Origin of the sequence: Bacillus sp. V3-13 (genome assembly GCF_002860165.1) — a bacterium.
GTDB lineage: Bacteria > Bacillota > Bacilli > Bacillales > Cytobacillaceae > Bacillus_BJ.
In genome coordinates this window covers 115,445-139,205 of the sequence record NZ_PGUZ01000016.1, presented here as the reverse complement: position 1 = coordinate 139,205, position 23,761 = coordinate 115,445, and the positions used below count along the sequence as shown (strand labels likewise).

Annotated in this window: 22 protein-coding genes; all 22 read left to right on the top strand. The window is 38.8% G+C overall.

Translation table 11 applies throughout. The features are described from left to right. Nucleotides 1–67 precede the first annotated feature (67 nt). Nucleotides 68–499, top strand: coding sequence for a TIGR03826 family flagellar region protein (locus CU633_RS06945; protein ID WP_101658995.1), 432 nt, complete (start codon nt 68–70; stop codon nt 497–499). Nucleotides 500–643: 144 nt separating this feature from the next. Then, the gene (flgM, locus tag CU633_RS06940; RefSeq protein ID WP_101658994.1) at nt 644–910 is read left to right on the top strand and encodes a flagellar biosynthesis anti-sigma factor FlgM; all 267 of its coding nucleotides are present in this window, start codon (nt 644–646) and stop codon (nt 908–910) included. A 32-nt stretch (nt 911–942) separates the two neighbouring features. Then, the gene (locus CU633_RS06935; protein ID WP_101658993.1) at nt 943–1,425 is read left to right on the top strand and encodes a flagellar protein FlgN; all 483 of its coding nucleotides are present in this window, start codon (nt 943–945) and stop codon (nt 1,423–1,425) included. A 17-nt stretch (nt 1,426–1,442) separates the two neighbouring features. Further along, entirely contained in the window at nt 1,443–3,017 is a 1,575-nt protein-coding gene (gene flgK / locus CU633_RS06930; RefSeq protein WP_101658992.1) for a flagellar hook-associated protein FlgK, read from the top strand. A gap of 12 nt (nt 3,018–3,029) precedes the next feature. Next, nucleotides 3,030–3,932 carry a flagellar hook-associated protein FlgL gene (gene flgL, locus CU633_RS06925; RefSeq protein ID WP_101658991.1) on the top strand — a complete coding sequence of 301 codons (903 nt, stop codon included), beginning with the start codon at nt 3,030–3,032 and terminating at the stop codon, nt 3,930–3,932. Nucleotides 3,933–3,981: 49 nt separating this feature from the next. Further along, nucleotides 3,982–4,533 (top strand): DUF6470 family protein, encoded by a 552-nt coding sequence (locus CU633_RS06920; RefSeq protein WP_101658990.1) that lies wholly within the window; start codon nt 3,982–3,984, stop codon nt 4,531–4,533. Between the two features lie 20 nt (nt 4,534–4,553). Then, nucleotides 4,554–5,003 carry a flagellar assembly protein FliW gene (gene fliW, locus CU633_RS06915; RefSeq protein ID WP_101658989.1) on the top strand — a complete coding sequence of 150 codons (450 nt, stop codon included), beginning with the start codon at nt 4,554–4,556 and terminating at the stop codon, nt 5,001–5,003. Between the two features lie 2 nt (nt 5,004–5,005). Beyond that, nucleotides 5,006–5,221, top strand: coding sequence for a carbon storage regulator CsrA (gene csrA / locus CU633_RS06910; RefSeq protein WP_101658988.1), 216 nt, complete (start codon nt 5,006–5,008; stop codon nt 5,219–5,221). A gap of 135 nt (nt 5,222–5,356) precedes the next feature. Continuing rightward, nucleotides 5,357–6,190 (top strand): flagellin N-terminal helical domain-containing protein, encoded by an 834-nt coding sequence (locus CU633_RS06905; protein ID WP_101658987.1) that lies wholly within the window; start codon nt 5,357–5,359, stop codon nt 6,188–6,190. 212 nt (nt 6,191–6,402) lie between these two features. Beyond that, nucleotides 6,403–8,286 (top strand): glycosyltransferase, encoded by a 1,884-nt coding sequence (locus CU633_RS06900; RefSeq protein WP_101658986.1) that lies wholly within the window; start codon nt 6,403–6,405, stop codon nt 8,284–8,286. A 244-nt stretch (nt 8,287–8,530) separates the two neighbouring features. Next, a complete protein-coding gene (locus tag CU633_RS06895; RefSeq protein ID WP_101658985.1) occupies nt 8,531–10,630 on the top strand; it encodes a glycosyltransferase in 2,100 nt (699 codons plus the stop codon). After that, nucleotides 10,631–13,696: a glycosyltransferase gene (locus CU633_RS06890; RefSeq protein ID WP_101658984.1), complete on the top strand. Its 3,066-nt coding sequence runs from the start codon at nt 10,631–10,633 to the stop codon at nt 13,694–13,696. A gap of 174 nt (nt 13,697–13,870) precedes the next feature. Beyond that, entirely contained in the window at nt 13,871–14,929 is a 1,059-nt protein-coding gene (locus tag CU633_RS06885) for a glycosyltransferase family 2 protein (RefSeq protein ID WP_180954902.1), read from the top strand. A 71-nt stretch (nt 14,930–15,000) separates the two neighbouring features. Beyond that, nucleotides 15,001–15,366, top strand: a complete 366-nt coding sequence (flaG, locus tag CU633_RS06880; protein WP_101658982.1) for a flagellar protein FlaG — start codon at nt 15,001–15,003, stop codon at nt 15,364–15,366. 16 nt (nt 15,367–15,382) lie between these two features. After that, entirely contained in the window at nt 15,383–16,918 is a 1,536-nt protein-coding gene (gene fliD, locus CU633_RS06875) for a flagellar filament capping protein FliD (RefSeq protein ID WP_101658981.1), read from the top strand. A gap of 44 nt (nt 16,919–16,962) precedes the next feature. Continuing rightward, a complete protein-coding gene (gene fliS / locus CU633_RS06870; protein ID WP_101658980.1) occupies nt 16,963–17,361 on the top strand; it encodes a flagellar export chaperone FliS in 399 nt (132 codons plus the stop codon). Next, the gene (locus CU633_RS06865; RefSeq protein ID WP_101658979.1) at nt 17,361–17,711 is read left to right on the top strand and encodes a hypothetical protein; all 351 of its coding nucleotides are present in this window, start codon (nt 17,361–17,363) and stop codon (nt 17,709–17,711) included. Before fliS ends, CU633_RS06865 begins: the two co-directional genes overlap by 1 nt. A gap of 302 nt (nt 17,712–18,013) precedes the next feature. Continuing rightward, on the top strand, nt 18,014–18,565 hold the full coding sequence (gene hpf / locus CU633_RS06860) for a ribosome hibernation-promoting factor, HPF/YfiA family (protein WP_101658978.1): 552 nt from the start codon (nt 18,014–18,016) through the stop codon (nt 18,563–18,565). Between the two features lie 193 nt (nt 18,566–18,758). Next, nucleotides 18,759–19,334 (top strand): chromate transporter, encoded by a 576-nt coding sequence (locus CU633_RS06855; RefSeq protein WP_101659020.1) that lies wholly within the window; start codon nt 18,759–18,761, stop codon nt 19,332–19,334. Next, on the top strand, nt 19,331–19,861 hold the full coding sequence (locus CU633_RS06850) for a chromate transporter (protein ID WP_101658977.1): 531 nt from the start codon (nt 19,331–19,333) through the stop codon (nt 19,859–19,861). Before CU633_RS06855 ends, CU633_RS06850 begins: the two co-directional genes overlap by 4 nt. Nucleotides 19,862–20,023: 162 nt before the next feature. After that, nucleotides 20,024–20,869, top strand: coding sequence for a DUF1028 domain-containing protein (locus tag CU633_RS06845; RefSeq protein WP_101658976.1), 846 nt, complete (start codon nt 20,024–20,026; stop codon nt 20,867–20,869). A 268-nt stretch (nt 20,870–21,137) separates the two neighbouring features. Beyond that, complete coding sequence (secA, locus tag CU633_RS06835; protein WP_101658974.1) at nt 21,138–23,651, top strand: preprotein translocase subunit SecA; 2,514 nt, start codon at nt 21,138–21,140, stop codon at nt 23,649–23,651. Nucleotides 23,652–23,761 lie beyond the last annotated feature (110 nt).

Below are 23,761 nucleotides of genomic sequence, written 5' to 3'. Positions count from 1 at the left end.
TCATATCTTTCCTCCCGCTTACAAGCTATAATGGAAGAAAACAACATTCGACAAGGGGGAAGTCGAAATGGCTGAACTTACACACTGTCCCAGCTGTGATGAGCTGTTTGTTAAGAGCCAATTCCGCGATCTTTGCCAGAAATGCTGGAAAGAGGAAGAGCAAGCTTTTGAATCTGTTTATCAATTTGTCCGTAAACGGGAAAACCGGGCGGCAACGATTCACCAAGTGGTGGAAAACACTGGTGTGGAAGAGGAATTGATTTTAAAATTTATTAAAACCGGGAGGCTGAAGGTAACGCAGTTTCCGAACTTGGGTTACCCGTGTGATAAATGCGGCAAGATCATTAGGCAAGGGAAATTATGCGACCATTGTGCCGAGCAGCTTAAAAAGCAATTAGAAATGCATGAGTATGAAGAAGAGCGCAGGCGTGAAATCGAAAAGCGGGAAAAAGGTACATATTTTGCTGCTGAAGATAATCTGAGAAGGCGCAATTTATGAAGTTGTATGGAGACCCATACAGCTTTTTTAATAGGGAAAAAGATGTATTTTAATATTATCCATACATAACCATTAAAAAATCACCAGTGTTATCCGATAATAGAGATATAAATATGTTCGGTCTGAAAGTGAGGTTAAAAAACCATGAAGATTAATAACATGGGTCCATCCGGATTAAACCCTTATAAACGCCAAATGAACAAGTTGGAGAACACAGAGAAGACAGCCAGTAAGGCATCCGATAAATTAGAGATCTCCTCGACTGCCAAGGAAATGCAGCAAGTATCACAAATCTCTTCCCAGCGCGAGGCGAAAGTAGAAGAACTGAGGATTCAAGTAGAGAATGGCAACTACAAAGTGAACCCGCGTGACGTTGCCAAAAGTATTATTAACTACTACTTCAAAAATTAAATCAATCGTTTGATTAAAAAGGAGGGTCACAAATGTCTGCCGAAGCATTGATCACAGCTATGGATAAACTTCTAAAGCTTCATAAAAGCTTGTTTGAGCTGGCTGTAAAAAAAACAACAGCCGTCAAACAAGGGGACATGGACACCCTCAATGCCATTCTTAAGGAAGAGCAAGGCCACGTGGCAGCTATTGACAGGCTTGAAAAGGAACGCCAGAAAGCGGCATCGCTGGTAGTGGCTGATAAAGAACAGCCGACAGTTACGGATTGTATAGAAAGATTAACAGGAACAAAAAAAGAGCTGTTGCTTGAAAAAACAAACGAGCTTGCAGAAGTTGTTTTAAATTTAAAAGAGCAAAATTACTTGAATCAGCAATTGATTTATTACTCATTACAATTTGTAAATCTATCAATCAACCTGCTTAGGCCCCAGCCTGACTCCATTAACTATAGTCCGGCCACGGGCCTTGCAAACAAAAAAATCAATTCCCAAGGAATATTTAACTCAAAAGTGTAATTGATAGGAGGACCACTATGCGTTCAAGCTTTATGGGGTTGGAAACAGCCCGCCGCGGCATGTTCACCCAGCAAAGTGCTTTATATACGACAGGACACAATATTGCGAATGCGAATACACCGGGGTATTCCAGGCAGCGTGTAAATTTTAAAGAAACTGATCCTTATCCTGCAATGGGCATGAATAAACCGAAGCTGCCAGGACAGATGGGGACAGGGGTAGAAGCAGGCTCAATCCAAAGAATGCGGGACGATTTTCTTGATTTGAGGTTCCGAAGCCAAAACAGTAAGTTAGGCTATTTTGGAACGAAATCAGACTCTCTTACCCGCATGGAAGACATTATGAATGAGCCAACTAAAGAAGGGCTATCTGCCGCCATGGATGCATTTTGGAATTCTTTGCAGACACTGGGCACTTACCCAAATGAAAGCGGTGCAAGGGAAAGTGTCCTGGCTCAAGCAAACTCTATAACTGACACCTTTAATTATTTATCAGGTTCTCTTGATTCTATACGCCTGGATTTAGAACAGAGCATCAGTGTCTCGGTTGATAAAATAAATACTTTAGCAGTACAGATTAATGAAGTTAATAAAGAGATTGGCCAAGTTGAACCGCATGGCGATCTGCCTAATGATCTGTATGATAAGAGAGACCGCCTGATTGATGAGTTATCTCAGCTGGTCAATATTAAGGTGATCAAACAGCCCAGGGGTGGATTGGCTTCGTCTATCTCAGAAGGAATCTATAGAATTGACATCGTAGATAATGCCGGCGCGAGATTAGGTACCTTAGTAGATGAGACCACGACCAATGGTGATCCAAATGAGGTCTCTTTCAAAATAACTAATGGTTACTTGGAATCCTTGCAAATTGGAAAAAGCGACCCGATTAATACAGAAAATTTTGCTTCCGGATCTCTCAAGGCGGATATCGAATCATTTGGTTACGTTGATAAAAACGGAGCCCAGGTTGGCGTTTATCCTACTATGATGGACAATCTTGATAAACTGGCATTTGCGCTCGTGAAAGAATTTAATCACATCCATAAAAGTGGAGATGATCTGAACGGCAATAATGGTCTGGACTTTTTTAGTGATTTAACGGACTATAAAGGTGCTGCCAAGAAAATGGCAGTGGCGATTACTGACCCAAACCAAATTGCTGCAGCAGCCGATGGGGCATTTGCCGGGAATGGTGAAAATGCCTATGATCTGGCTGAAGTGATGAGGAAGGGATTTAGCGATTTTACTGCTGTAATCGCTGATCCTTCAGGTTCAGGTACTAATATTAACTTAAAAGACTTTGTACAAAACAATTTAAAAATGAGCGGGAATATTAAGTCATTCTATGGCGGATTAATCACGTCACTCGGGGTAACAGCCAGGGAAGCGAACGTTATTAAAGATAACACGGAAACGTTGATGGAATCCGTTGATTATCAACGTCAATCGGTGTCCGGAGTCTCGTTGGATGAAGAAATGACGAATATGATTAAATTCCAACATGCATATAACGCATCAGCGAGAAATATTACCGTTATCGACGAAATGCTCGATAAAATTATAAATGGCATGGGAACAGTCGGAAGGTAGGAGATATAAAAAATGCGGATAACACAATCTATGCTTTCTAATAACATGCTTCGTAACTTAAGTAATAGCTATCAAAAATTGGGTAAATATCAAGAACAGCTTAGCTCCCAGAAAAAAATCTCAAGACCTTCTGACGATCCGGTTGTAGTCTTTAAAGGGATTTCATACAGGACTAGCGTAAATGATGTCGAACAATACCAAAAAAATATCGCTGAGGTGAATGTCTGGCTGGAGAATACAGAAGATGCACTCGAAAAAGCAGGCTCGTCCATCCACCGTATAAGTGAATTGGTTATCCAGGCCAACACTGGATCGGTGACAGATGAAGACAGACAGAAAATTGAAGATGAAATCGAAGCGATCAAACAGCAGCTAATTTCAGTTGCAAATACAAAAATATCTGGCAAATACATCTTTAATGGCTCAGATATATATAACCAGCCTGTGAATTATAATGGCACAACAATTACTGCAGCTTATAATAATGACTCCATTAATATAGAAGTATCTGCAGGGATTAAATTAAAAGCAAACTATCTGGGCTCCAACATTTTTAAGTATGATCCTGCAAGTGCTGCTGACAAAGGCTTACTCGGTGATCTTGAAGCATTACAGACGGATTTAAAAAACGGGAATGATCCAGATCTAGGACAATTCATTACCAATTTTCAGAATCATCTAGAAAATATTAATTCTACTAGATCTAGTATTGGGGCAACTATGAACAGGGTAGAATTGATTGAAACACGTTTGGATTCCCAAGAGATTATTGCAAATAAAATGGTTTCTGAAAATGAGGATATCGAAGTGGAAGAAGTTATTTTGCAGCTGCAAACCCAGGAAAGTATCCATCGAGCAGCACTGAGTGTTGGATCAAGGATTATGCAGCCAACCTTAGTTGATTTCCTTAGATAAAAAATAAGCTATCTATATATAGATAGCTTTTCTTTGTAGGGGGATAACCATGAGATTACCACAAATTCAAATAGAATCCCAAACTGGAAGAATAGGTTTAAGAACGAATCAGCCTGTTCAAATGCTTGAACAAAAACCAACTGATTTAAGTATCGAACAACCAAAGGCTGACCTGTTTATCCATCGTCAACCCGGCCGTTTAACAATAGACCAGACAATGGCAAGGGAAAACCTTGATTTAAAATCAATGAGAAAAAGAAGCGAAGAAAACGCACAAGCGGGCTTTCAAGCCTTAAGGGAATATGTTGCTAAAACGGTTCAAGAAGGCGATGAGCTGATGAGAATAGAAAATGGCGGCCAGCCAATTAAAGACCAGGCAAAGCGTGCTTTAGTGCATGAAACGGTTTTTAATACCGGCAATATTCCTTCTCAATTCAGTGTTAAGGTCGAGTATACATCGGCGAGAATAGAGGTAGACTGGAACCGAAATAAACCAGTCATTCATGCGCAGGTAAACAAACCTGTTCACGAATATATTCGCGGGACAACAGATGTTTATATGGAGCAATACCCTTCGCTTAAAATAGATTTTATAATATAAACGAAATTGCGGTGATATATATGAAAGTAAAAACTCGCTACCACGGCGAATTAGAATTGGATCAAGAAGTGATTATCTCTTTCCCTAATGGAGTTCCCGGCTTTCCTGACGATAAAAATTACTTTATTATCCCCCTGGATGAGAACTCTCCATTCGCTATTCTTCAATCAGTCCAAACAGAGGGATTAGGTTTTGTCATTGCTGACCCTTTCTCCTTTTATAAGGATTATGAGTTCGAGCTTCCTCAATCTTTCATTTCTCAATTCAAAATTGACGACAAAAAGGATATAAATATTTATTCTATTGTAACTGTGAAGGATTCTATCGATACATCGACGATAAATTTGCAAGCGCCGATTATCATAAACAATAAAACAAAGTCAGGAAAACAAGTAATCCTCAACACAGATGCTTATCATACAAAGCATCCTCTAAAGCAACATAACAAACAAACAGGACAGGAGGGTTAGCGATGCTGGTCCTCACAAGAAGAAAAAATGAAAGCCTGTTAATCGGTGAAAATATTGAAATTAAGATTTTAGAAATAGACGGAGATCAAGTAAAAATTGGGATACAGGCTCCGAAGGAAATTGAAATCATCCGTAAAGAAATTATTGCTAAAATCGAAAGTGAAAATACAACAGCATTAAAGGCCAATCTTGATCTAAAGAAATTTTTTCAAGAATAACTAAAATTTTATTAAATAATTGAAGAATCGTGTCGATATATTAAATAGTTACATAGTAAACAGTCGGCCGACTAAATTCTATGTCAAAAAACCACATGGATGTGGATCTTTTAAACTCAGGGAGGAAATTCAGTAATGAGAATTAACCACAATATCTCTGCGATGAACACTCATCGCCAATTAACGTACAACAATGCTAATGCTTCAAAGTCAATGGAGAAATTATCTTCTGGATACCGTATCAACCGTGCTTCTGATGATGCAGCCGGTCTTGCAATTTCAGAAAAAATGCGTAACCAAATCCGTGGTATGGATACAGCTTCACGTAATTCACAAGATGCGATTTCTTTAATCCAAACTGCTGAAGGTGCCCTTAACGAAACTCATGCTATGCTTCAACGTATGGCTGAATTAACAACTCAAGCAGCTAACGAAACATTGACAACTGATGATTCCAAGAAAATCCAAGGTGAAATTACAGAATTAACGAACCAAATTGATGCTATTGCTAGCCAGACAAAATTCAACACTAAGAGTATCTTAAACACTACTTCTTCTCTAGTATTCCAAGTTGGAGCAAACTCTGGAGAAACTATTACTATGAGCTTGGTTGATGCCACAGCTTCAACACTAGGTGTATCAAGCACTCAACTAGCTGATCTAAGCTCTGGTGTTTCTTCTCTAAACTCAACAGCAAAAGGTAACTTGGACAAGATTCAAACGGCGATCAACAAGGTATCTGAAAACCGTTCTAACCTTGGTGCTGTTCAAAACCGTTTAGAGCACACTATTAACAATTTAGGTACTACTTCTGAGAACTTACAAGCTGCAGAATCACGTATCCGTGACGTAGATATGGCTAAAGAAATGATGACTATGACTAAGAATAATATTCTTACTCAAGCTGCTCAAGCAATGCTTGCTCAAGCTAACCAACAGCCACAAGGTGTACTACAGCTTCTAAACTAATTATTAATGCTTTAAAAGGACTGCCTCAGTTAATTTTTGAGTCAGTCCTTTTTATTGTTTTCCTGAATCAAACCAAACCTGCCATATAAAAATACCACAACCACGATTAATATGTGTTCCCCTCGCGGTTTGCCCGCTATTAAGAAACAAAAGCTTTAGATTATTCCGAAACAACCGATAAAAGTAATAGAAAAGATTTAAAGGTGGCTATCATGAGTAAAATTACTGTATCACTTTGCATGATTGTAAAAGATGAGGAAACCCATATAAGAAGGTGCCTGGAAAGTGCCGCAAAACAAGTGGATGAAATAATAATCGTTGATACAGGTTCAACGGATTCTACTGTTCGTATTGCAAAAGAATTTGGAGCGCAAATTTTTAATTTTAAATGGGAAAAAGACTTTGCGGCGGCAAGAAATTTTTCTTTGGAACATGCCACGTCTGATTATATTCTTGTGCTGGATGCGGATGAATTTTTGGATGAAAATGCTGTAATCCAGGATTCTATTAAAGAACAAAAAGATTTTTATATGATAAATTTTAAGAATTATATGGATGGCGGTTACGTTTCGAATCACCAGGCTATCCGTTTATTTAAAAATCACGCAGAACTTAAATATCGTGGGAAAATACATGAACATTTAAATATTGAGGAATTTGAAAATTTAACGAATGACTTCGTAGATTTTATCATTCATCACGATGGTTACAAGAAAGAAGCATACTCAAAAAAAGATAAATTTGCGCGGAATTTAAGGATTTTGGAAAAAGAAGTCGTTGATCATCCAACTGGCTATAATCTCTTTAATTTAGGAGTTCAGTATAAAGCTCAAGGCGATTATAATAAAGCAATCGATACACTTAAAAAAGCTTATTCATTAAGTAAGGACCAAATCTACTTGCCTTATCTTCTTTATTTAATCGGTGATTGCTTATTGCAGCTCGGGAGAAATAGAGAAGGAATTAATCTGATCAATGATTCAATTGCGCTATTTCCGGGATATACAGGGTATTATTATTTAAGTGGGTTCTTTTATGAACAATTAAATTATCTGAAAGCCGCAGAGCGCGCATTCGAGCAATGCTTAGAGCTTGGAGAAGTGAAGTACTTTCAATCGATAGAAGGGGTCGGGAGTTATTTAGCTTCCATCAAGCTTTCAGAAATACAGCAAAAACAAGGGCAATTAACGAAAGCTTTGGACTCGTCTTTTTCAGCATTGAAAATGAACAAACATTTTCCTCCTGCGTTATCGCAGTATTATACTGTTTTAAAATCTGCAGGTATAAGCGAAAATGAAATTAAAGAAAATCTTAAAGTGGCCTATCCTGTTAATGAAACAAAGGATTTAGAAGTTATCATGGGTGTTCTTTTCGCCCACAGAAGCAAATTGATTCAGGACTATATTGATGACTATCAGTTGAAAGTGAATAATGCGGTTTTGGGGATTGCAGCCCTTTACAACAAAAGATATGCTGAAGCTTGTTCTTTGCTAATCAATGAGGAAACACTAGCGTCTGAAATATTAAGCGATGTTACTACCTTATTTATAATTCATAAAAATAAATTGTTAGCCGAAAAATTAATGCAACAACTCAATCTTAATCAGCAGGAAAAGCGTAACTTGATTTCGTTAATAGAAAATAATTTAGATACTAAAGTTGCTTTAACCGATTCACTATTTGATCTCATCAAAAATGTTAGCTTAAATCTTTTAAGTTTAGGAGAGGAAATCAGTTTTATTGAACTGTATAAAAAGACAAAACTCAATGAAGGTGAGAAAGAGGAATTATTAAGCTTACTCATTCTTAGAGGGTTTTCAAAGATAGTTGCCGACCTGTTATCGGATGAGATAAACATAATCAATAAAAATCATCAGCTAACAGCTTTGTTGGCGGACAGCTATACAAGGCAGAATAGGCTAAATGAGGCACATACCTTGTATACACAATTAGTTGAGCAATCAGGTGATTACGATTCTTGTAACAGACTGTATTGTTTTTATGAAAAAATCGGCTATAGTGAGGGTTTGTCCAAACTGGAAATCAAAATGAAAAGCATAATGGAAACGGACTTGAATGCTTCCTTATCAAGATAGGCAGCAATACTTGTTCAAGAAGGCATGAATAATATGTTTGAGCATTCGATGCGGTGGTGCATAGGGTGCTTTTTTAAATGCTTAAAAGGCTGGTATAATGATCACTATCGCGCGAATAACGTGTTAAGTCCAATTTTTAGCAGTTAAGAAAGTGTAAAAAGAACCGATAATATTAAAGAAGTTTTGTCGATTAATTTCTCATCTTTTGCGGAATGATGCGGAAATAAAAAATGGGGTAGATAAAATGTTAACGAGTATCATCATTCTTACGTATAACAATCTCGAATACACTAAACAATGTTTAGATAGTATAAGAAGGTATACTGAAAAAAATACATATGAAATAGTCATAGTCGATAATCATTCTACTGACGGTACAAGAGAATGGCTGCAACAGCAACTTGATATAAAATTGATTTTAAATGAACAAAATTTAGGTTTTCCAAAAGGCTGTAACCAGGGAATTGAGTTATCTGAAGGCGACAATATTCTTTTATTAAACAATGATGTCATAGTTACGGAGAACTGGTTGGATAATCTAGTAAAATGTCTTTATAGCGATAAAGCGATAGGAGCAGTAGGTCCTGTTACAAATTCAGCAGCCTATTATACGGCCATCCAGGTACCATATTTGAATATTAACGAAATGCACGAGTTTGCACGGGACTACAATAAATCCAATTCAAACTTATGGGAAGAAAGATTAAAATTAATTGGATACTGTATGCTTATTAAAAAAGAAGTGGTTGAAAAGATTGGGCTTTTAGATGAACAGTTTACACCTGGAAACTTTGAAGATGATGACTATTCAATCAGAATTCGTAAAGCCGGGTATAAACTTATATTGAGCAAGGATACATTTATCCACCATTATGGAAGTGTTTCATGGAGAGAAGATGCAAATTTATACAGCAAACTCCTTTCAGATAATGAAAGAAAATTCAAGGCTAAATGGGGGACATCTTCGCAATCATACATTATCCATCATGAATTGATTAATAAAGCAAAGTTCCGTCCTGAAGAAAAAATAAATATTCTTCATATCGGGTGCCAGGCAGGTGCTACACTTCTTAAGCTTAAGAATAATTATAAGAATGCCGGATTATATGGAATTGAAACAAATGCAGATGAGGCCCGCGAAGCTTCCTCTTTTGCAAAAATCATCGTAAAAGATGTTGAACCCGCATTAAATGAACTCACTAATAAAAAATTTGATCTAATCATAGTTACTGCTTGGGATCAGATAAAGCATCCGGATTTATTTGCTGAGATATTGTACGACGCATTAAATGAAGACGGATTACTTTTATCAAGTTTTGATAATATATTCCATTACAGCAATATCCTGAATTTACTGCAAGGAACAAAACCTCACTTTGGTAATTTTTCTACGGATCTTACTATAGAGAGCCTGAAAGATATTTTAAGCGAAAAACGATTCTCAACCATTATTACTCCAGCCAAAATTCAATATCAAGAAGAGATAAAGCGCTTTTTAGATTTAATTTCTTCTCTTTCGGGAGAGGGAATGAGGGATAAATTCGAGACAACAAAATATATCTTCGAATCATCTAAATTGGATATAACTCTTTTTACCAGCCTGAATAATATAAAACAAGGTACCAGTGTTGAAGAAAGTATAAGGGTTTTACAGTCTTATTCAGTTAAAAAAGTAATTGATTTTATTATGCAAAATTTTAAAGAACATGTTTCCTATTTGCAAGCGATGGCGATCCATAATTTTGCATTAAATAACCATGATAATGTACTTCCCTTTTTAGAAAAAGCATACGAACTGGACAATACCAACCAAGATACTATCTACAATATTGCCTTCATCTTGAATGCTTACGGTGAAACCAAGCTTGCAATTAAATATTTAAATTCTGTACATAACAAGGATGCCCAACTGGAAGAACTGCTGGAAGAATTATTGGAAGCAGAAAAAGAAAAGAACCAGGAATTAATATTTCTATTAAGAAGAGTAGAGCATGCAATTACACCGGAAGAGTCTGAAGCAAACTTGGTAGAAATAATAAATGAACAGGCAAATACCGAGGACGAGATCATAGATTTAATTAAAACAAACACGGTTCATCCGGAAGAGATGCTGAACAAAGTTGGAATCATTCTATTTGAACGTCAAAGCTACGAAAATGTTTTACCATTTCTAAACGCTGCTTTTGAAATGAATAAAACGAATGATGATACTTTGTTTAACCTCGGATTTATTCTCAGTGAGTTCGGAGAATACAGGCTTGGTCTTTCCTATTTGGAAAGCATAAAAAATAAGGATCAAGACGTAACTCAATTAATATGCAATATTAAAGGGGCTTTGGTATAAATGGATAGTAATAAACAAATATGTTTTATTTATCAGGTGAAAGATGAGAGGAAATTCCTTGAATCAATTGAGTACATAAAAGCCCTGCATGTCCCTGAAGATCACGCTATAGAGATTATTACTATTCATCATCCTAACGAAGTTAACGATAAAACAAATGCAAATTATAAAATATTTATAAGTGAAGATGTATTTATTTTAGATAAGAATTTCTTGCTACAGCTCATAAAAGTATTTAATGATGATTCCAGTCTTGGATTGCTGGGGGTTGCCGGTTCAAAAATCATTCCGGAAAGCCTTATTTGGTTGGAAAGCAATCACAAAGTTGGACAATTTTATACCTCACGCCAAGGCCATATAAGCCGAATTGCTTATAGTGAATCAACAAATGATTTATATGAAGAAGTAAGCTTATTAGAAGGGTCTTTGCTTGCTACCCAACTAAATTTTGATTATCTATCATTTAATAAAGAAGAGATTCTTTTTAATGTTGAATTAAGCTTGGAAACAGCTAAAAAGGAATTTAGAGTCGGAGTAATAAATAATGATGAGCCTTTCGTTTTATTGGATAAGCCTCTCGGAAAATTTAAAAGGGGTTCTCATTATAAAGAAGCAAAACAAGCGATCGTTAACCATTATGAACTTCCAGATGATGAGTTTAATTCTGCAATCGATAAAAGCGAATTACCTCTGGTGAGCATTTTAATCCCTACCTATAATAGACCGGATTATTTTGAGCTGGCGCTAAAGAGTGCCCTGGATCAAACCTATTCCAATATTGAAATTATCATTGGCGACGATAGTACAAACAACGAAACAGAAAAAATTGTAAGGGAAAACTATCTTCCTTACTATAACCATATTATTTATATAAAGAATGAAAAAAACTTGGGACAATTTGAAAATGATTTAATGCTGATGGAAAAAGCTGCAGGAGAATATATTAATTTTTTAATGGATGATGATCTTTTTCATCCGGAAAAAATTGAGAAGATGATGCGTTATTTTCAGACGGAAGACGATATTTCGCTTGTGACATCCCATCGACAAATTATCGATTCGGATGGCAAATATCTTTCAGATATTGGGGCAACCCAGAGACTTTTTCAAGAAGACAGAGTGGTTGAAGGTAGCTGGATTATCGATATGTTCCTTACATATAATTGGAATTTTATTGGTGAACCAACAACTGTTTTGTTTAGAAAGAGAGATTTAGAAGTACCATTTGGCACGTACAAAAACAGGCAATATGGCTGTAATGTTGATACGGCTACCTGGATGAATGTTCTTAAAAACAGAAAGGCAGCTTATATTAGTGAGACACTTAGTTACTTCAGATTCCATGAGGGGCAGCAACAGTTAACAGAAGATAAAGTATTAGACGGAATGCTTGATTATACTCACCAGATGTATTATGCAAGGGAAGATGGTTACTTAAATACGAAAGAGAAGTTTGTTGAAGCTGTTGAAAATTGTTTATCAATAGTTGAGAAGATTGTTGATAAGAAATTAAGAAATTCAAGTTTGACAAACTCGGAAAAATTTAATGAATTGATTGTATATAAAAATAATTTAAAAGAAATCCTCAAAGAAACAGAAGAAAACAAAGATGATGTGGAAGAGACTCACTTGATCGAAAGAAATAAATCCTTCTTCAATTCATTTGTAACTAACGTTTTTACTGGTTCTAGTACTAATGATTTTAATAAAAGAATGGATAGTGTAAAGTTAGCGGCAACCAGTGCGTGGCTTTTACATCCAGGATTGTTTGTTTCTACAGACCTGGAGAATGAAATGTATAGGATAGCCGGGGAACTCGATAAAATTGATTTTCGTTATATGAATATAGAAGTTCCATACTTTGAAAAAGGGAAAAAGCACTTTTTACATGTATTGACTTCAGCTTATGAAACGGGAGGGCATACCCGGCTGGTAGAAAGATGGATTACAAACAGGTCCAATTATGAAGAAACTCATTCGGTCATTATCATTAATCAAGAGCCGGTACCTTATCCTGAATCGTTAAAAGAAACTGCTGAGAAAGCTGGAGGTTTTTTCGTTATTCTATCTGATTTAAGCTTTATAGAAAGAGCTAAATATTTAAGGGAATTGGCTCTGCGGGCTGCTGATATAGTTGTTCTTCATATTCATCCGAATGATCCAATTCCGCTGGTTGCTTTTGGCATTGAAGAAGGTATACCGCCGATCATTTTCTTAAACCATGCTGATCATGTTTTCTGGATGGGGGCAGGCATTTCGGATATGGTTGCCGATCTTAGAAAAGCTGGCCAGGATATTACATTAAATAGAAGATTAGCGAAAAAATCATCCATACTTCCTATTCCATTGAACGACCAAATAGCAGGGGGCCCAAGGAGTAGTTATAAGAGAAAAATAGGGGTTTCAGAAAATTCTACTGTCTTGTTATCTATTGCCAGCTCCTATAAATATTCACCTCTCGGTAAGTATAATTTTATGAGTATCTTGACTGAAATATTGAATAACACCGAAGACGCGATACTCATTATCGTAGGTCCTGATCCCAATGAGCCTGTTTGGCAAGAAGCTGCCAGACAAGCACCAGGTAAATTAAAGGTCATTAAGCATACACCAGCTATTGAAGACTTTTATAGGGCAGCAGATTTCTATATTGAATCTTTTCCTGTTGGATCGTTGACTTCAACTTTAGACGCCGTATTATATGGCCTTCCAGTCATCAGACAACCGTTTCCTATTGCTGGCATTTTGGCAATTGATAAATATGATGGAATGAATGAAAACGCGAAAAGTGTCAGGGATTACGTAGAGAGTACGATTAAATCTATTAATAATCATCAATTAGCCCAAGCGGCACATAAATTACAGTATAGAGATGTGTTTGACAACCACGTGGGTAAAGGGTGGAATGAAAAACTTGACAAGTTATTAAAATTTTTACCTTCTGCTCATCAAGTAGAATTTTCAAATGAAAATTCAACCGATCCAGATCACTATGATAATGTCTGGGCCGAATTGCAGTTAATGCATGGACAAACTCAGTCTTTTTTAAGAAATATTTTAAAGTAATGGGCTAGGTTGTTTTAGTGTTGAAGATTGGATGTTTACAGTAGTGGATGTGCATATGCTCCAGATGTTTCCGGCTGAGTCAGTAAAGGAATCGACATGTTAATGCTGATGTGAAGTACGGTTGGGGTGGTCAATAATGGCTGCCCCTAACCTATTTTTGAAGGAGGAATGAAGATGAGTATCTCCTTAGTGATGATTGCCAAGAATGAAGAAAATAATCTTTTCTCCTGTTTAAATAGCATAAAAGAGTTGGTTGATGAATTAATTGTCGTTGATACGGGATCAAATGACAAAACAAAAGAGATTGCAAGTGATATTGGTGCGAACGTATATGATTTTGAATGGAATAACGACTTTTCAGAAGCCCGCAATTACGCTTTAGCTCAGTCGAAGTCTGATTGGAATCTTGTTTTGGATGCGGATGAGCAGGTAATTGATTGGGATGTAGATCAGATAAACTCACTTCTTTATTCCGGTACCTTTATTGGAAGAATCAATATCAAGAGTAAATTTGTTCAAAATAACGAAGTAAAGGAATCCCAAGCGTATATCTCCCGCTTGATTCCAAGAGGAGTAAGTTACAAAGGCAGGATTCATGAACAAATTCACTCAGATTTACCAAGAATAGACCTTCCTATTGAAATTTACCATTCTGGATATTATCAAACGGATAAATCTAAAAGAAACCTGCACTTGTTGGAATTGGAGCTATTATCGTTTCCAGAAAACCCTTATATTCTTTATCAAATAGCAAGACAATATAAAGCCGTAAATCGAGTTATCGAAGCAAAGGATTATTTTAGTAAGAGCTATTTTTTTGCTAATAAAGATGATAGCTACTTTGGTGATTTGGCTGTCAATTATCTGTACACTTTAATAGATACAAAAGATTTTACTCGTGCATTTGCAGTCATTAATGAAGTGAAAAGTGAGCTCCTCTATCTGCCGGATTTCCATTTTGTCTCAGGTATTTTTTTTATGAACTTTGTTCTGAGTGATATTAACACTAATATAAGTTATTTGCCAAGAATAGAAGAATCTTATTTAAACTGTCTTTCACTTGGAGAACAAGGAGCAAGAGAAATTGTTATCGGAACCGGCAATTTTTTAGCAGCTTATAATCTTGCCGTCTATTACGAAATGTTTAAACAAGAGCAAAAAGCTAAATTCTACTATGAGTATTCAGCACAGTTCGGTTATCAACCAGCGGTTAATAGATTATCCAGGCTATAATAATAATTATTGTAAAAGTTTCCTGAAAATAACCGATGTAATAGGTAGATAAAATTTTAGGAGGATTTACGATGGGCTCTGTTGATTCAATTTCCAAATTATCAATAGTAGAAAAACCTGTTGAACATAAAAATCCAGTGACATCCCATTCTCGAGAGAAAAAATCTAACAGCTTAGAACAGCAGTCTGAGAAGATGATAGAACACACTATTAAAAAAGAAGAATTGGAAAAAGTCGTTAAGGATTTAAACAGCTTTTTAAATAACGCACAAACTTCACTAAAATATGTTTATCACGAAAAGCTGGAGAAATACTATGTGACGCTGATTAATGACGAAACGAAGGAAACAGTAAAGGAAATTCCACCGAAGAAGTTACTGGATATGTATGCTTCCATGAAAGAATATTTGGGTTTATTTGTAGATAGTAAAATTTAAGCGGAGGTGAAGGGCTTTGGTTTCGAATCAAATGAGAATTACGGGATTTGCATCAGGACTTGATACAACTTCCATTATTAGAGACTTAATGACAGCAGAACGAATGCCTTTAGATAAGCTTTTCCAAACGAAGGAATGGCTGCAATGGCAGCGTGATGCATACAGGGATGTCAATTTGGAGCTTAGCACATTCAGGTCAAAAGCTGACAAGTTACGATTTTCATCAGCATTTAACGGATATAAGGCCACTTCTGCAGACCCTTCAAGAGCATCAGCTGCCGCAAAAAGTAATGCTGTGGCGGGTACCTACACTTTGACCATTAATAGTTTGGCAGAGGTTGCAAAATTAAAGACTACTAACGCGATCGTTAATTTAAGTGGGACAAACGCAAAGTCCACGGATACAATCATAGCAGCCGGGCAGACAGCTACTTTCAAAGTCGCCAGCCTAAATGGTGAAGCAACGATTACGATTAATGAGAATGATACTTTTGCTGCGATTGCAAGTAAAATCAGTTCGGCAACAGATAATTCATCCGGCGTGTCATTGGGTTTGCGTGCATCCTTTGATGAAACCACCTCTAGATTTGTCCTCTCTTCAAAGGACATGGGAGGAGACCAAAAAATTGTTTTGACTGATGCATCCGCTAATGGTTCTACCAATCTGGCGGCTCTAATTGCTAATGGAGGAGCAGCAGTACAATCAAACGGTACGGCGGTGGTAGCAGCAAATGTAGCTGGTAAATACGGCAATATTACATTTGATGGCACGAACATAACCAATTTGAAATCTAATAAAGTCAGTGTTTATGGTGTTGATTTAACTTTATTAAAAGCAGATCCCCTCGTTTCCACTACCGTTTCCATCGAATCGGATACAGAAGCGATTTTCAATAATATTAAAGAATTTGTTGAAAATTATAATTCGATCATTGACAGCTTTAACAAAAAAATAAAAGAGCCAAGAGACCGGGATACCCCACCTTTGACTGATGAACAGAGGGAGACACTGTCAGAAAAGGAAGCGGAAAAGTGGGATGAAAAGGCCAAGAAGGGTCTACTATACAACGACCAGATTTTAAGGGATACATTAACCAGTCTTAGAAGCAGCATGTATACTCCTGTAGCAGGGATTCCTGATGGACAGATCAAGCTGCTGTCAGAGCTTGGGATTAAAACTCCTTATATGTCGCTCGACGGCAAACTTGAAATTGATGAGGAGAAATTAAAAGCTGCCATTGCCAACAGTCCCGATGAAGTAGCAACTTTATTTACCGCTGTAGACGGGATTGCATCAAGAGTGTATGAAAAAGTCAATAAAACTTTGGATCAGTTAAATAAAAAAGCAGGCCGGCCAGAAACAAGTCCTAATTTGGATATTAGCGTTATTGGTAAATCTCTTTCTGATATTAGTCAACAAATGATTTCCTGGGAAGATCGGCTGGCAAGAATTGAAGACCGCTATTGGAAACAATTCACGGCTATGGAAACTGCACTGAGCAAAATGAATGAGCAAAGCAACTATATTACGGGTATGATGATGGGCAAATAAATTTATCAATGGCATGAACGGTAAAATTGGGAGGAATCATCTAAATGGTACACAACCGCTATGAAACATACCAGCAAAATTCTGTTTTAACAGCTTCTCCTGGTGAATTAACATTGATGCTTTATAATGGATGCATCAAATTTATTCATTTAGCAAAGAAAGCTATTGATGACAAGAACATAGAGGCAAAGAATACTAATATCTCAAAAGCACAAAATATCGTGACCGAATTAATTGTTACCCTTAATTTGGATTATTCTGTGGCAAAGGATATGAAAAGACTGTACGAATATATAAACCGCAGATTAATAGAAGCCAATATTAAAAATGACAGGTCCATTCTTGAAGAAGTTGAAGGACTGGTCGTTGAGTTTCGTGATACATGGAAAGAAGTTATTGCAATCAATCGAAAAAGGCAATTTAGTACGAGCGGACAGGCATAATGAATCAGATTCTTTCTTTGATTGAGCTGACTGATAAAATGGAACATATTCTTCAAGAAGAAAAGGCCGATGACCGGGATAGGATTATCGAGGAATTTAATAAGCTTTTGGAACTGCGTGAAGAACTTTTGATTAAGATGAAAGACAAATCCTTCTCGGACGAAGAAAAGGAACAGCTTTATCAAATTAATAAGAAGAGCCAAGAAATTATCCAGAAGATCACGCTCATGAAAAATGCCATTCAGAAGGACATTTTACAGGCTAAAAAGGGCAAGGATGCTTTTAAAGGATACCATCAATATTACCAGCCCCCAGCTCAAGACGGCTATTACTTTGATAAGAAAAAATAAATGTTGACCCCACGGTTGTGGGGTTTTCTAAATTTATCGGCTGCCGATCTGATGAATGAACAGAGCATGCTTTTGAATTATTTTTCTTAAACGACAGTGTCAATAAAGAAGTATGTTTTTTGTTTGATTTTAAGACGAAAATTCGACAAAACTTTTCAAAATATTTCGCTGTTTTTGCAGGAGTTTTCCGGGGTAAAATAGAAATGTATTTACATAGCCTTAACATTTGTGAGGTGAGGGGAAAGCAGGTTTGATACGGTCTGCTAAACCGCAATTGGACAATAAAAAGGAGGAGCTCACTTATGAATTATAACATTCGTGGTGAAAACATTGAGGTAACTCCAGCAATTAAAGATTATGTAGAGAAAAAGATTGCTAAGTTGGAACGCTATTTTGCTGAAACTCCTGATGCAAATGTTTATGTAAACTTAAAAACTTATAATGATGGAAGATCAAAAGTGGAAGTCACCATTCCGATGCCGAATTTAGTGCTGCGGGCGGAGGAAGTTCATGATGATATGTATGCGGCAATCGATTTGATTACCGATAAATTGGAACGGCAAATTCGTAAGCATAAAACAAAGGTTAACCGCAAGTTTCGAGAAAAAGGCGGCTTAAACGAAATGTTTACAACTGATAATGATGCAGGTGCTGTACCGGTTGAGGAGGATAACGACCTCGAGGTTGTCCGCCAAAAGAGCTTTGAACTGAAGCCGATGGACAGTGAAGAAGCGATTCTGCAAATGAACATGCTCGGCCACAACTTTTACGTATTTACAAATGCCGAAACAAACCTGACAAACGTTGTTTACAAACGAAAAGACGGCCGTTATGGCTTGATTGAAGCCCAATAACATGGTTGCCGAAAGCAGTCCTGATTTTTCAGGGCTGTTTTTCTTTACGCGGCTTTATTTGATGCAACCAGGGTTATCAAACTATTTTTTTCTTCGTGCTTCTAAATATTTTGTATTTTTTTTATAATTGAACTATGTGGGAACGTCCGGACACTTGGGCGTTATTCGTAAAAGGATGAAACGGGTGATTGAATTGAAACAGCTGCATATTTTTTTAGCTTTTTTCCGGGTCGGGATTCTTGGATACGGGGGCGGTCCCTCGTCGATCCCGCTCGTGCATAAAGAAGTGGTTGAGAAATACAAATGGATGGATTCTGATGAATTTGGCGATGTACTCGCGCTTGGTAATGCTCTCCCCGGCCCGATTGCCACGAAGATGGCTGGTTATATCGGCTACCGTGTCGGCGGCTACACCGGAATGCTTAACGCGCTTGTTGCGACAATGGTGCCGACGATTGTGTTAATGATCCTGTTGCTCAATGTTCTCAATGCCTATAAAGATGAACCGTGGGTGACCGGCATGGCGGCAGCCGTTGTCCCTGTCGTCGCCGTGATGCTCGCAACATTAACCTGGGACTTTTTCAATAAGTCCAGAAAGTCGGCACTCGGCTTGGTTTGGACCATTATTTTTGTCCTGGCGGGCCTGTTCTTAATTGAAATGCTCGGGGTCCATCCCGCATTCATCATTTTGGTTCTTTTACTGGGAGCGTTGTTTAAAAAGGATGCAGCTAAGCAGGGTGTGGCAGAAAAGGAGAAAAGTACATCATGATTTATTTTCAAATATTCCTCGCCTTTTTTTTGCCCGGTATCCTTGGCTATGGTGGAGGGCCGGCTTCCATTCCACTCATTGAAAATGAAGTGGTGGACCGATATGAATGGTTGACGGTTAATGAATTCAGTGAAGTTCTGGCGTTGGGCAATTCATTGCCCGGCCCGATTGCCACGAAAATGGCCGGCTATATTGGTTACGAACAGGGCGGGATTCTTGGCGCTGTCGTTGGTGTCTTTGCTACGGTTGCCCCATCGCTCATTTTGATGATTTCCCTGCTCGGCCTGTTGATGAAATATAAAGAATCGCCAAGGGTCAAGCGGATGACGACGGTAATCCGGCCAATTATTGCCGTTTTGCTCGGCGTTATGACGTATGATTTCCTGTTTTCTTCGTATGAAAGTGTCGGTGCTTTGCAAACGATAGTAATCGGCACGATCAGCTTTTTGTTAATGGAAAAATTCAAGGTCCACCCTGCCTATGTCATTGGCGGAGCACTTGTGTATGGGGCGCTTGTGTTGTCATAACAGCTTGCATCCAATTGTTAAATACGCGGATTAAAAATAAATATCAACGTAGCAAGCTAGAAAACTTTTAACTTGTCTGAAAAAAGGGAATGGATTAGTAATCCTTTCAATATTATGAAGAAGTAGGTATTAATCCATAAACAATTCAGGGAGGTTATCAGTTTGACATTTTCGATTGTTGGTTATGATCCGGAAGAAAAAGAATGGGGAATCGCTGTTCAATCCAAGTTCCTCGCTGTAGGCGCAGTTGTCCCGTGGGCAAAAGCCGGAGTCGGTGCAGTTGCGACCCAGGCTTACGCCAATACAGCTTACGGTCCAAAAGCTTTGAGCCTGATGGAGCAAGGGATGTCAGCGGAAGAGACTCTTAAAAAGATGACTGAGGAAGATCCGGACCGGGAGCTGCGCCAGGTAGGACTTATCGATGCGAACGGGAATCCGGCCACTTTTACCGGTGATGGCTGCTACAAATGGGCTGGCGGAATCACCGGCAGGCATTTTACCGTCCAAGGAAATATCCTTGTCGATCAAAGGACCGTCCAGGAAATGGCGATCATTTTTACGAAAACAAAAGGAAGCCTGGCAGAAAAGCTGCTTGCTGCACTTCAGGCCGGCCAGCAAGCAGGTGGAGACAGCCGCGGCCAGCAGTCCGCTGCGCTTCTCGTTGTTAAAGAACAAGAAGGATATGGACGATTCAACGACCGCTATATTGACCTGCGCGTTGATGACCATTCGGAACCGATTAAAGAGCTGATCCGGATTTACCAGCTTCACCAGCTTTATTTTGCTCCTTCAAGACCGGATAAGATTGTTCCGATTGACGGTGAAGTAAGAACAGCCGTTGAACAGGAGTTGACACGGCATGGCTATGTACAATCAAACCCGTTGGTCGATGAAGATTTGTTCAGCGCTCTGACTAAATACATCCGCACTGAAAATTTTGAGGCGCGCGAACAGGAGCAGGGCCATATCGATTTGGATGTGCTGGATTACATGAAAAAACAGAAGTGATTTTAAAGCAGCAGCTGCAGCATAATGCAGCTGTTGTTTTACTTACCGGTATAACGGTTCTTGCTATTTGGAAAAAGCCTCCTAGTTGCGATGAGTTGTCACTACATAGCGAAAGTGGTAGTATTAATAAGGAATATATTAAAAAGGTTTGGAAGGATTCAGCGGTAAAAAAGCGAATCTTTTTTTAGTGTTCTCTTTATTATGTTGTTATTTCATAAGTGAGGCAATTAAGGCCTCTCATATTTGATTATAAAAAGGAGCGTTTATCATGCTTGGAATTTTAAATAAAGTATTTGATCAAAATAAACGCGATTTAAAACGCCTGTCAAAGCTGGCTGATGAAATAGACAGCCTCGCTCAGGATATTGAAAAATTATCGGATGAAAATATTCGTGAGAAAACGGAGGAGTTTAAATCCCGCTACCAAAACGGCGAGACGCTTGAGGAGTTACTTCCGGAAGCATTCGCGGTGGTCCGTGAAGCAGCGAAGCGTGTGCTCGGCCTGTATCCTTACCATGTTCAGCTAATGGGGGCAGCTGCTCTCCATGACGGCAATATTGCCGAAATGAAAACCGGTGAAGGTAAAACGTTAACAGCGACCATGCCCGTTTATTTAAATGCGATTACCGGTAAAGGCGTTCACGTTGTTACCGTTAACGAATACCTGGCCAGCCGTGATGCGACCGAAATGGGACGTCTTTACGAATTTCTTGGCCTCACTGTCGGCCTGAATTTGAACGGCCTTTCGAAGGAAGAAAAGCAAGCGGCATATTCAGCTGATATTACGTATGGTACGAATAATGAATTCGGGTTTGATTACTTGCGTGATAACATGGTGCTTTATAAGCATCAAAAGGTTCAGCGCCCGCTTCACTTTGCGGTTATTGACGAGGTTGACTCAATTTTAATCGATGAAGCGCGGACACCGTTGATCATTTCAGGAACTGCGCAAAAGTCCACCCAGCTTTATATTCAGGCGAACGCGTTTGTCCGGACGTTAAATAAAGACGATGATTACACTTATGATGAAAAGACGAAGAGTGTACAGTTGACAGAGGAAGGGATGACGAAAGCCGAGAAGGCGTTTGGCATCGATAACCTGTTTGATATTTCCCATGTCTCTTTAAACCACCACATCAGCCAGGCGCTTAAAGCGCATGCCAGCATGCATCGGGATGTCGATTATGTGGTGCAGGACGGCGAAATTGTGATTGTTGACCAATTTACCGGCCGCTTAATGAAAGGACGCCGTTACAGCGATGGCCTCCACCAGGCAATCGAGGCGAAGGAAGGCCTTGAAGTGCAAAATGAAAGCATGACCCTGGCTACCATTACATTCCAGAATTATTTCCGTATGTATGAAAAGCTTTCCGGGATGACCGGTACGGCGAAAACAGAAGAAGAAGAATTCCGGAATATTTACAATATGAATGTTATTGCGATCCCAACGAACAGGCCGATCATTCGTGATGACCGCCCGGACCTTATTTATGCTTCCATGGAAGGCAAATTCAGGGCTGTCGTTGAGGATATTGCCGAGCGCCACGAAAAAGGCCAGCCCGTTCTCGTTGGTACAGTGGCGATTGAAACATCTGAATTAATTTCCAAGCTTTTATCAAAAAAAGGCGTCCGCCACAATGTGCTCAATGCGAAAAATCATAGCCGTGAAGCCGAAATCATTGCGAATGCCGGTGAACGTGGCGCCGTAACAATCGCAACAAACATGGCCGGCCGCGGTACAGATATTAAGCTTGGTGAAGGTGTAACAGACCTCGGCGGTTTGGCCGTTGTCGGTACGGAACGGCATGAGAGCCGCCGGATTGATAACCAGCTCCGCGGTCGTTCAGGCCGTCAGGGAGACCCGGGGGTGACCCAGTTCTATCTTTCGATGGAGGATGAGCTGATGCGCCGCTTCGGCTCTGACAATATGAAAGTAATGATGACCCGCCTTGGCATGGATGATTCCCAGCCAATCCAAAGTAAAATGGTTTCCAAAGCCGTCGAGTCAGCGCAAAAACGCGTTGAAGGCAATAACTTTGATGCCCGCAAGCAGCTCCTTCAGTATGATGATGTTCTGCGCCAGCAGCGCGAAATTATCTACAAACAGCGCAACGAGGTTTTGGAGTCTGAAAACCTGCGCGAGATTGTTGAAAATATGATTCATGGCGTGCTTTCCCGCCATGTTGAAGCCCATACGCCAGGAAATGAAGATCCGGAACAATGGGATCTGCAGGGCATTATTGACTATGTCAACGGAAACCTCCTAAATGAAGGCGACGTTACAATCGATGATTTGCGCGGCAAAGAGCCTGAAGAAATAACCGGGTTGATTTTTGCAAAAGTAAAAGACCGCTACGATGAAAAAGAATCTATCCTCGATAATGAGCAAATGCGTGAATTTGAGAAAGTTATCGTCCTGCGTGCCGTTGACTCAAAATGGATGGATCATATTGACGCGATGGACCAGCTCCGCCAGGGTATTCACCTGCGGGCGTATGGACAAACGGATCCGCTTCGCGAATACCAGCACGAAGGCTTTGCCATGTTTGAAAGCATGATTGAGTCAATCGAAGAAGATGTTGCAAAATACATCATGAAAGCGGAAATCCGCAATAACCTTGAGCGCCAGGAAGTAGCCAAAGGCCATGCGGTAAATCCAAAAGAGGATGGGGAAAAGGTTAAGAAAAAGCCGGTTGTCAAACAAGTTCATCTTGGCCGCAATGACCCATGCTACTGCGGAAGCGGCAAAAAGTATAAGAATTGCCACGGAGTTAACGGATAAGCCAATACAATAATAAGCATAGAAGGGGGCCAGGCAAGCTCTGCCGGCCCTCTTTTTCCTGCCGGAGTATCTTTACAGTGCCTCCGACGATATAATAATAAAAAACTATT

What these genes read in the sequence shown, in the direction of transcription:
- CU633_RS06945 (WP_101658995.1), top strand. Translation starts at nt 68, where the DNA reads ATGGCTGAACTTACACACTGTCCCAGCTGTGATGAGCTGTTTGTTAAG.
- flgM (WP_101658994.1), top strand. Translation starts at nt 644, where the DNA reads ATGAAGATTAATAACATGGGTCCATCCGGATTAAACCCTTATAAACGC.
- CU633_RS06935 (WP_101658993.1), top strand. Translation starts at nt 943, where the DNA reads ATGTCTGCCGAAGCATTGATCACAGCTATGGATAAACTTCTAAAGCTT.
- flgK (WP_101658992.1), top strand. Translation starts at nt 1,443, where the DNA reads ATGCGTTCAAGCTTTATGGGGTTGGAAACAGCCCGCCGCGGCATGTTC.
- flgL (WP_101658991.1), top strand. Translation starts at nt 3,030, where the DNA reads ATGCGGATAACACAATCTATGCTTTCTAATAACATGCTTCGTAACTTA.
- CU633_RS06920 (WP_101658990.1), top strand. Translation starts at nt 3,982, where the DNA reads ATGAGATTACCACAAATTCAAATAGAATCCCAAACTGGAAGAATAGGT.
- fliW (WP_101658989.1), top strand. Translation starts at nt 4,554, where the DNA reads ATGAAAGTAAAAACTCGCTACCACGGCGAATTAGAATTGGATCAAGAA.
- csrA (WP_101658988.1), top strand. Translation starts at nt 5,006, where the DNA reads ATGCTGGTCCTCACAAGAAGAAAAAATGAAAGCCTGTTAATCGGTGAA.
- CU633_RS06905 (WP_101658987.1), top strand. Translation starts at nt 5,357, where the DNA reads ATGAGAATTAACCACAATATCTCTGCGATGAACACTCATCGCCAATTA.
- CU633_RS06900 (WP_101658986.1), top strand. Translation starts at nt 6,403, where the DNA reads ATGAGTAAAATTACTGTATCACTTTGCATGATTGTAAAAGATGAGGAA.
- CU633_RS06895 (WP_101658985.1), top strand. Translation starts at nt 8,531, where the DNA reads ATGTTAACGAGTATCATCATTCTTACGTATAACAATCTCGAATACACT.
- CU633_RS06890 (WP_101658984.1), top strand. Translation starts at nt 10,631, where the DNA reads ATGGATAGTAATAAACAAATATGTTTTATTTATCAGGTGAAAGATGAG.
- CU633_RS06885 (WP_180954902.1), top strand. Translation starts at nt 13,871, where the DNA reads ATGAGTATCTCCTTAGTGATGATTGCCAAGAATGAAGAAAATAATCTT.
- flaG (WP_101658982.1), top strand. Translation starts at nt 15,001, where the DNA reads ATGGGCTCTGTTGATTCAATTTCCAAATTATCAATAGTAGAAAAACCT.
- fliS (WP_101658980.1), top strand. Translation starts at nt 16,963, where the DNA reads ATGGTACACAACCGCTATGAAACATACCAGCAAAATTCTGTTTTAACA.
- CU633_RS06865 (WP_101658979.1), top strand. Translation starts at nt 17,361, where the DNA reads ATGAATCAGATTCTTTCTTTGATTGAGCTGACTGATAAAATGGAACAT.
- hpf (WP_101658978.1), top strand. Translation starts at nt 18,014, where the DNA reads ATGAATTATAACATTCGTGGTGAAAACATTGAGGTAACTCCAGCAATT.
- CU633_RS06850 (WP_101658977.1), top strand. Translation starts at nt 19,331, where the DNA reads ATGATTTATTTTCAAATATTCCTCGCCTTTTTTTTGCCCGGTATCCTT.
- secA (WP_101658974.1), top strand. Translation starts at nt 21,138, where the DNA reads ATGCTTGGAATTTTAAATAAAGTATTTGATCAAAATAAACGCGATTTA.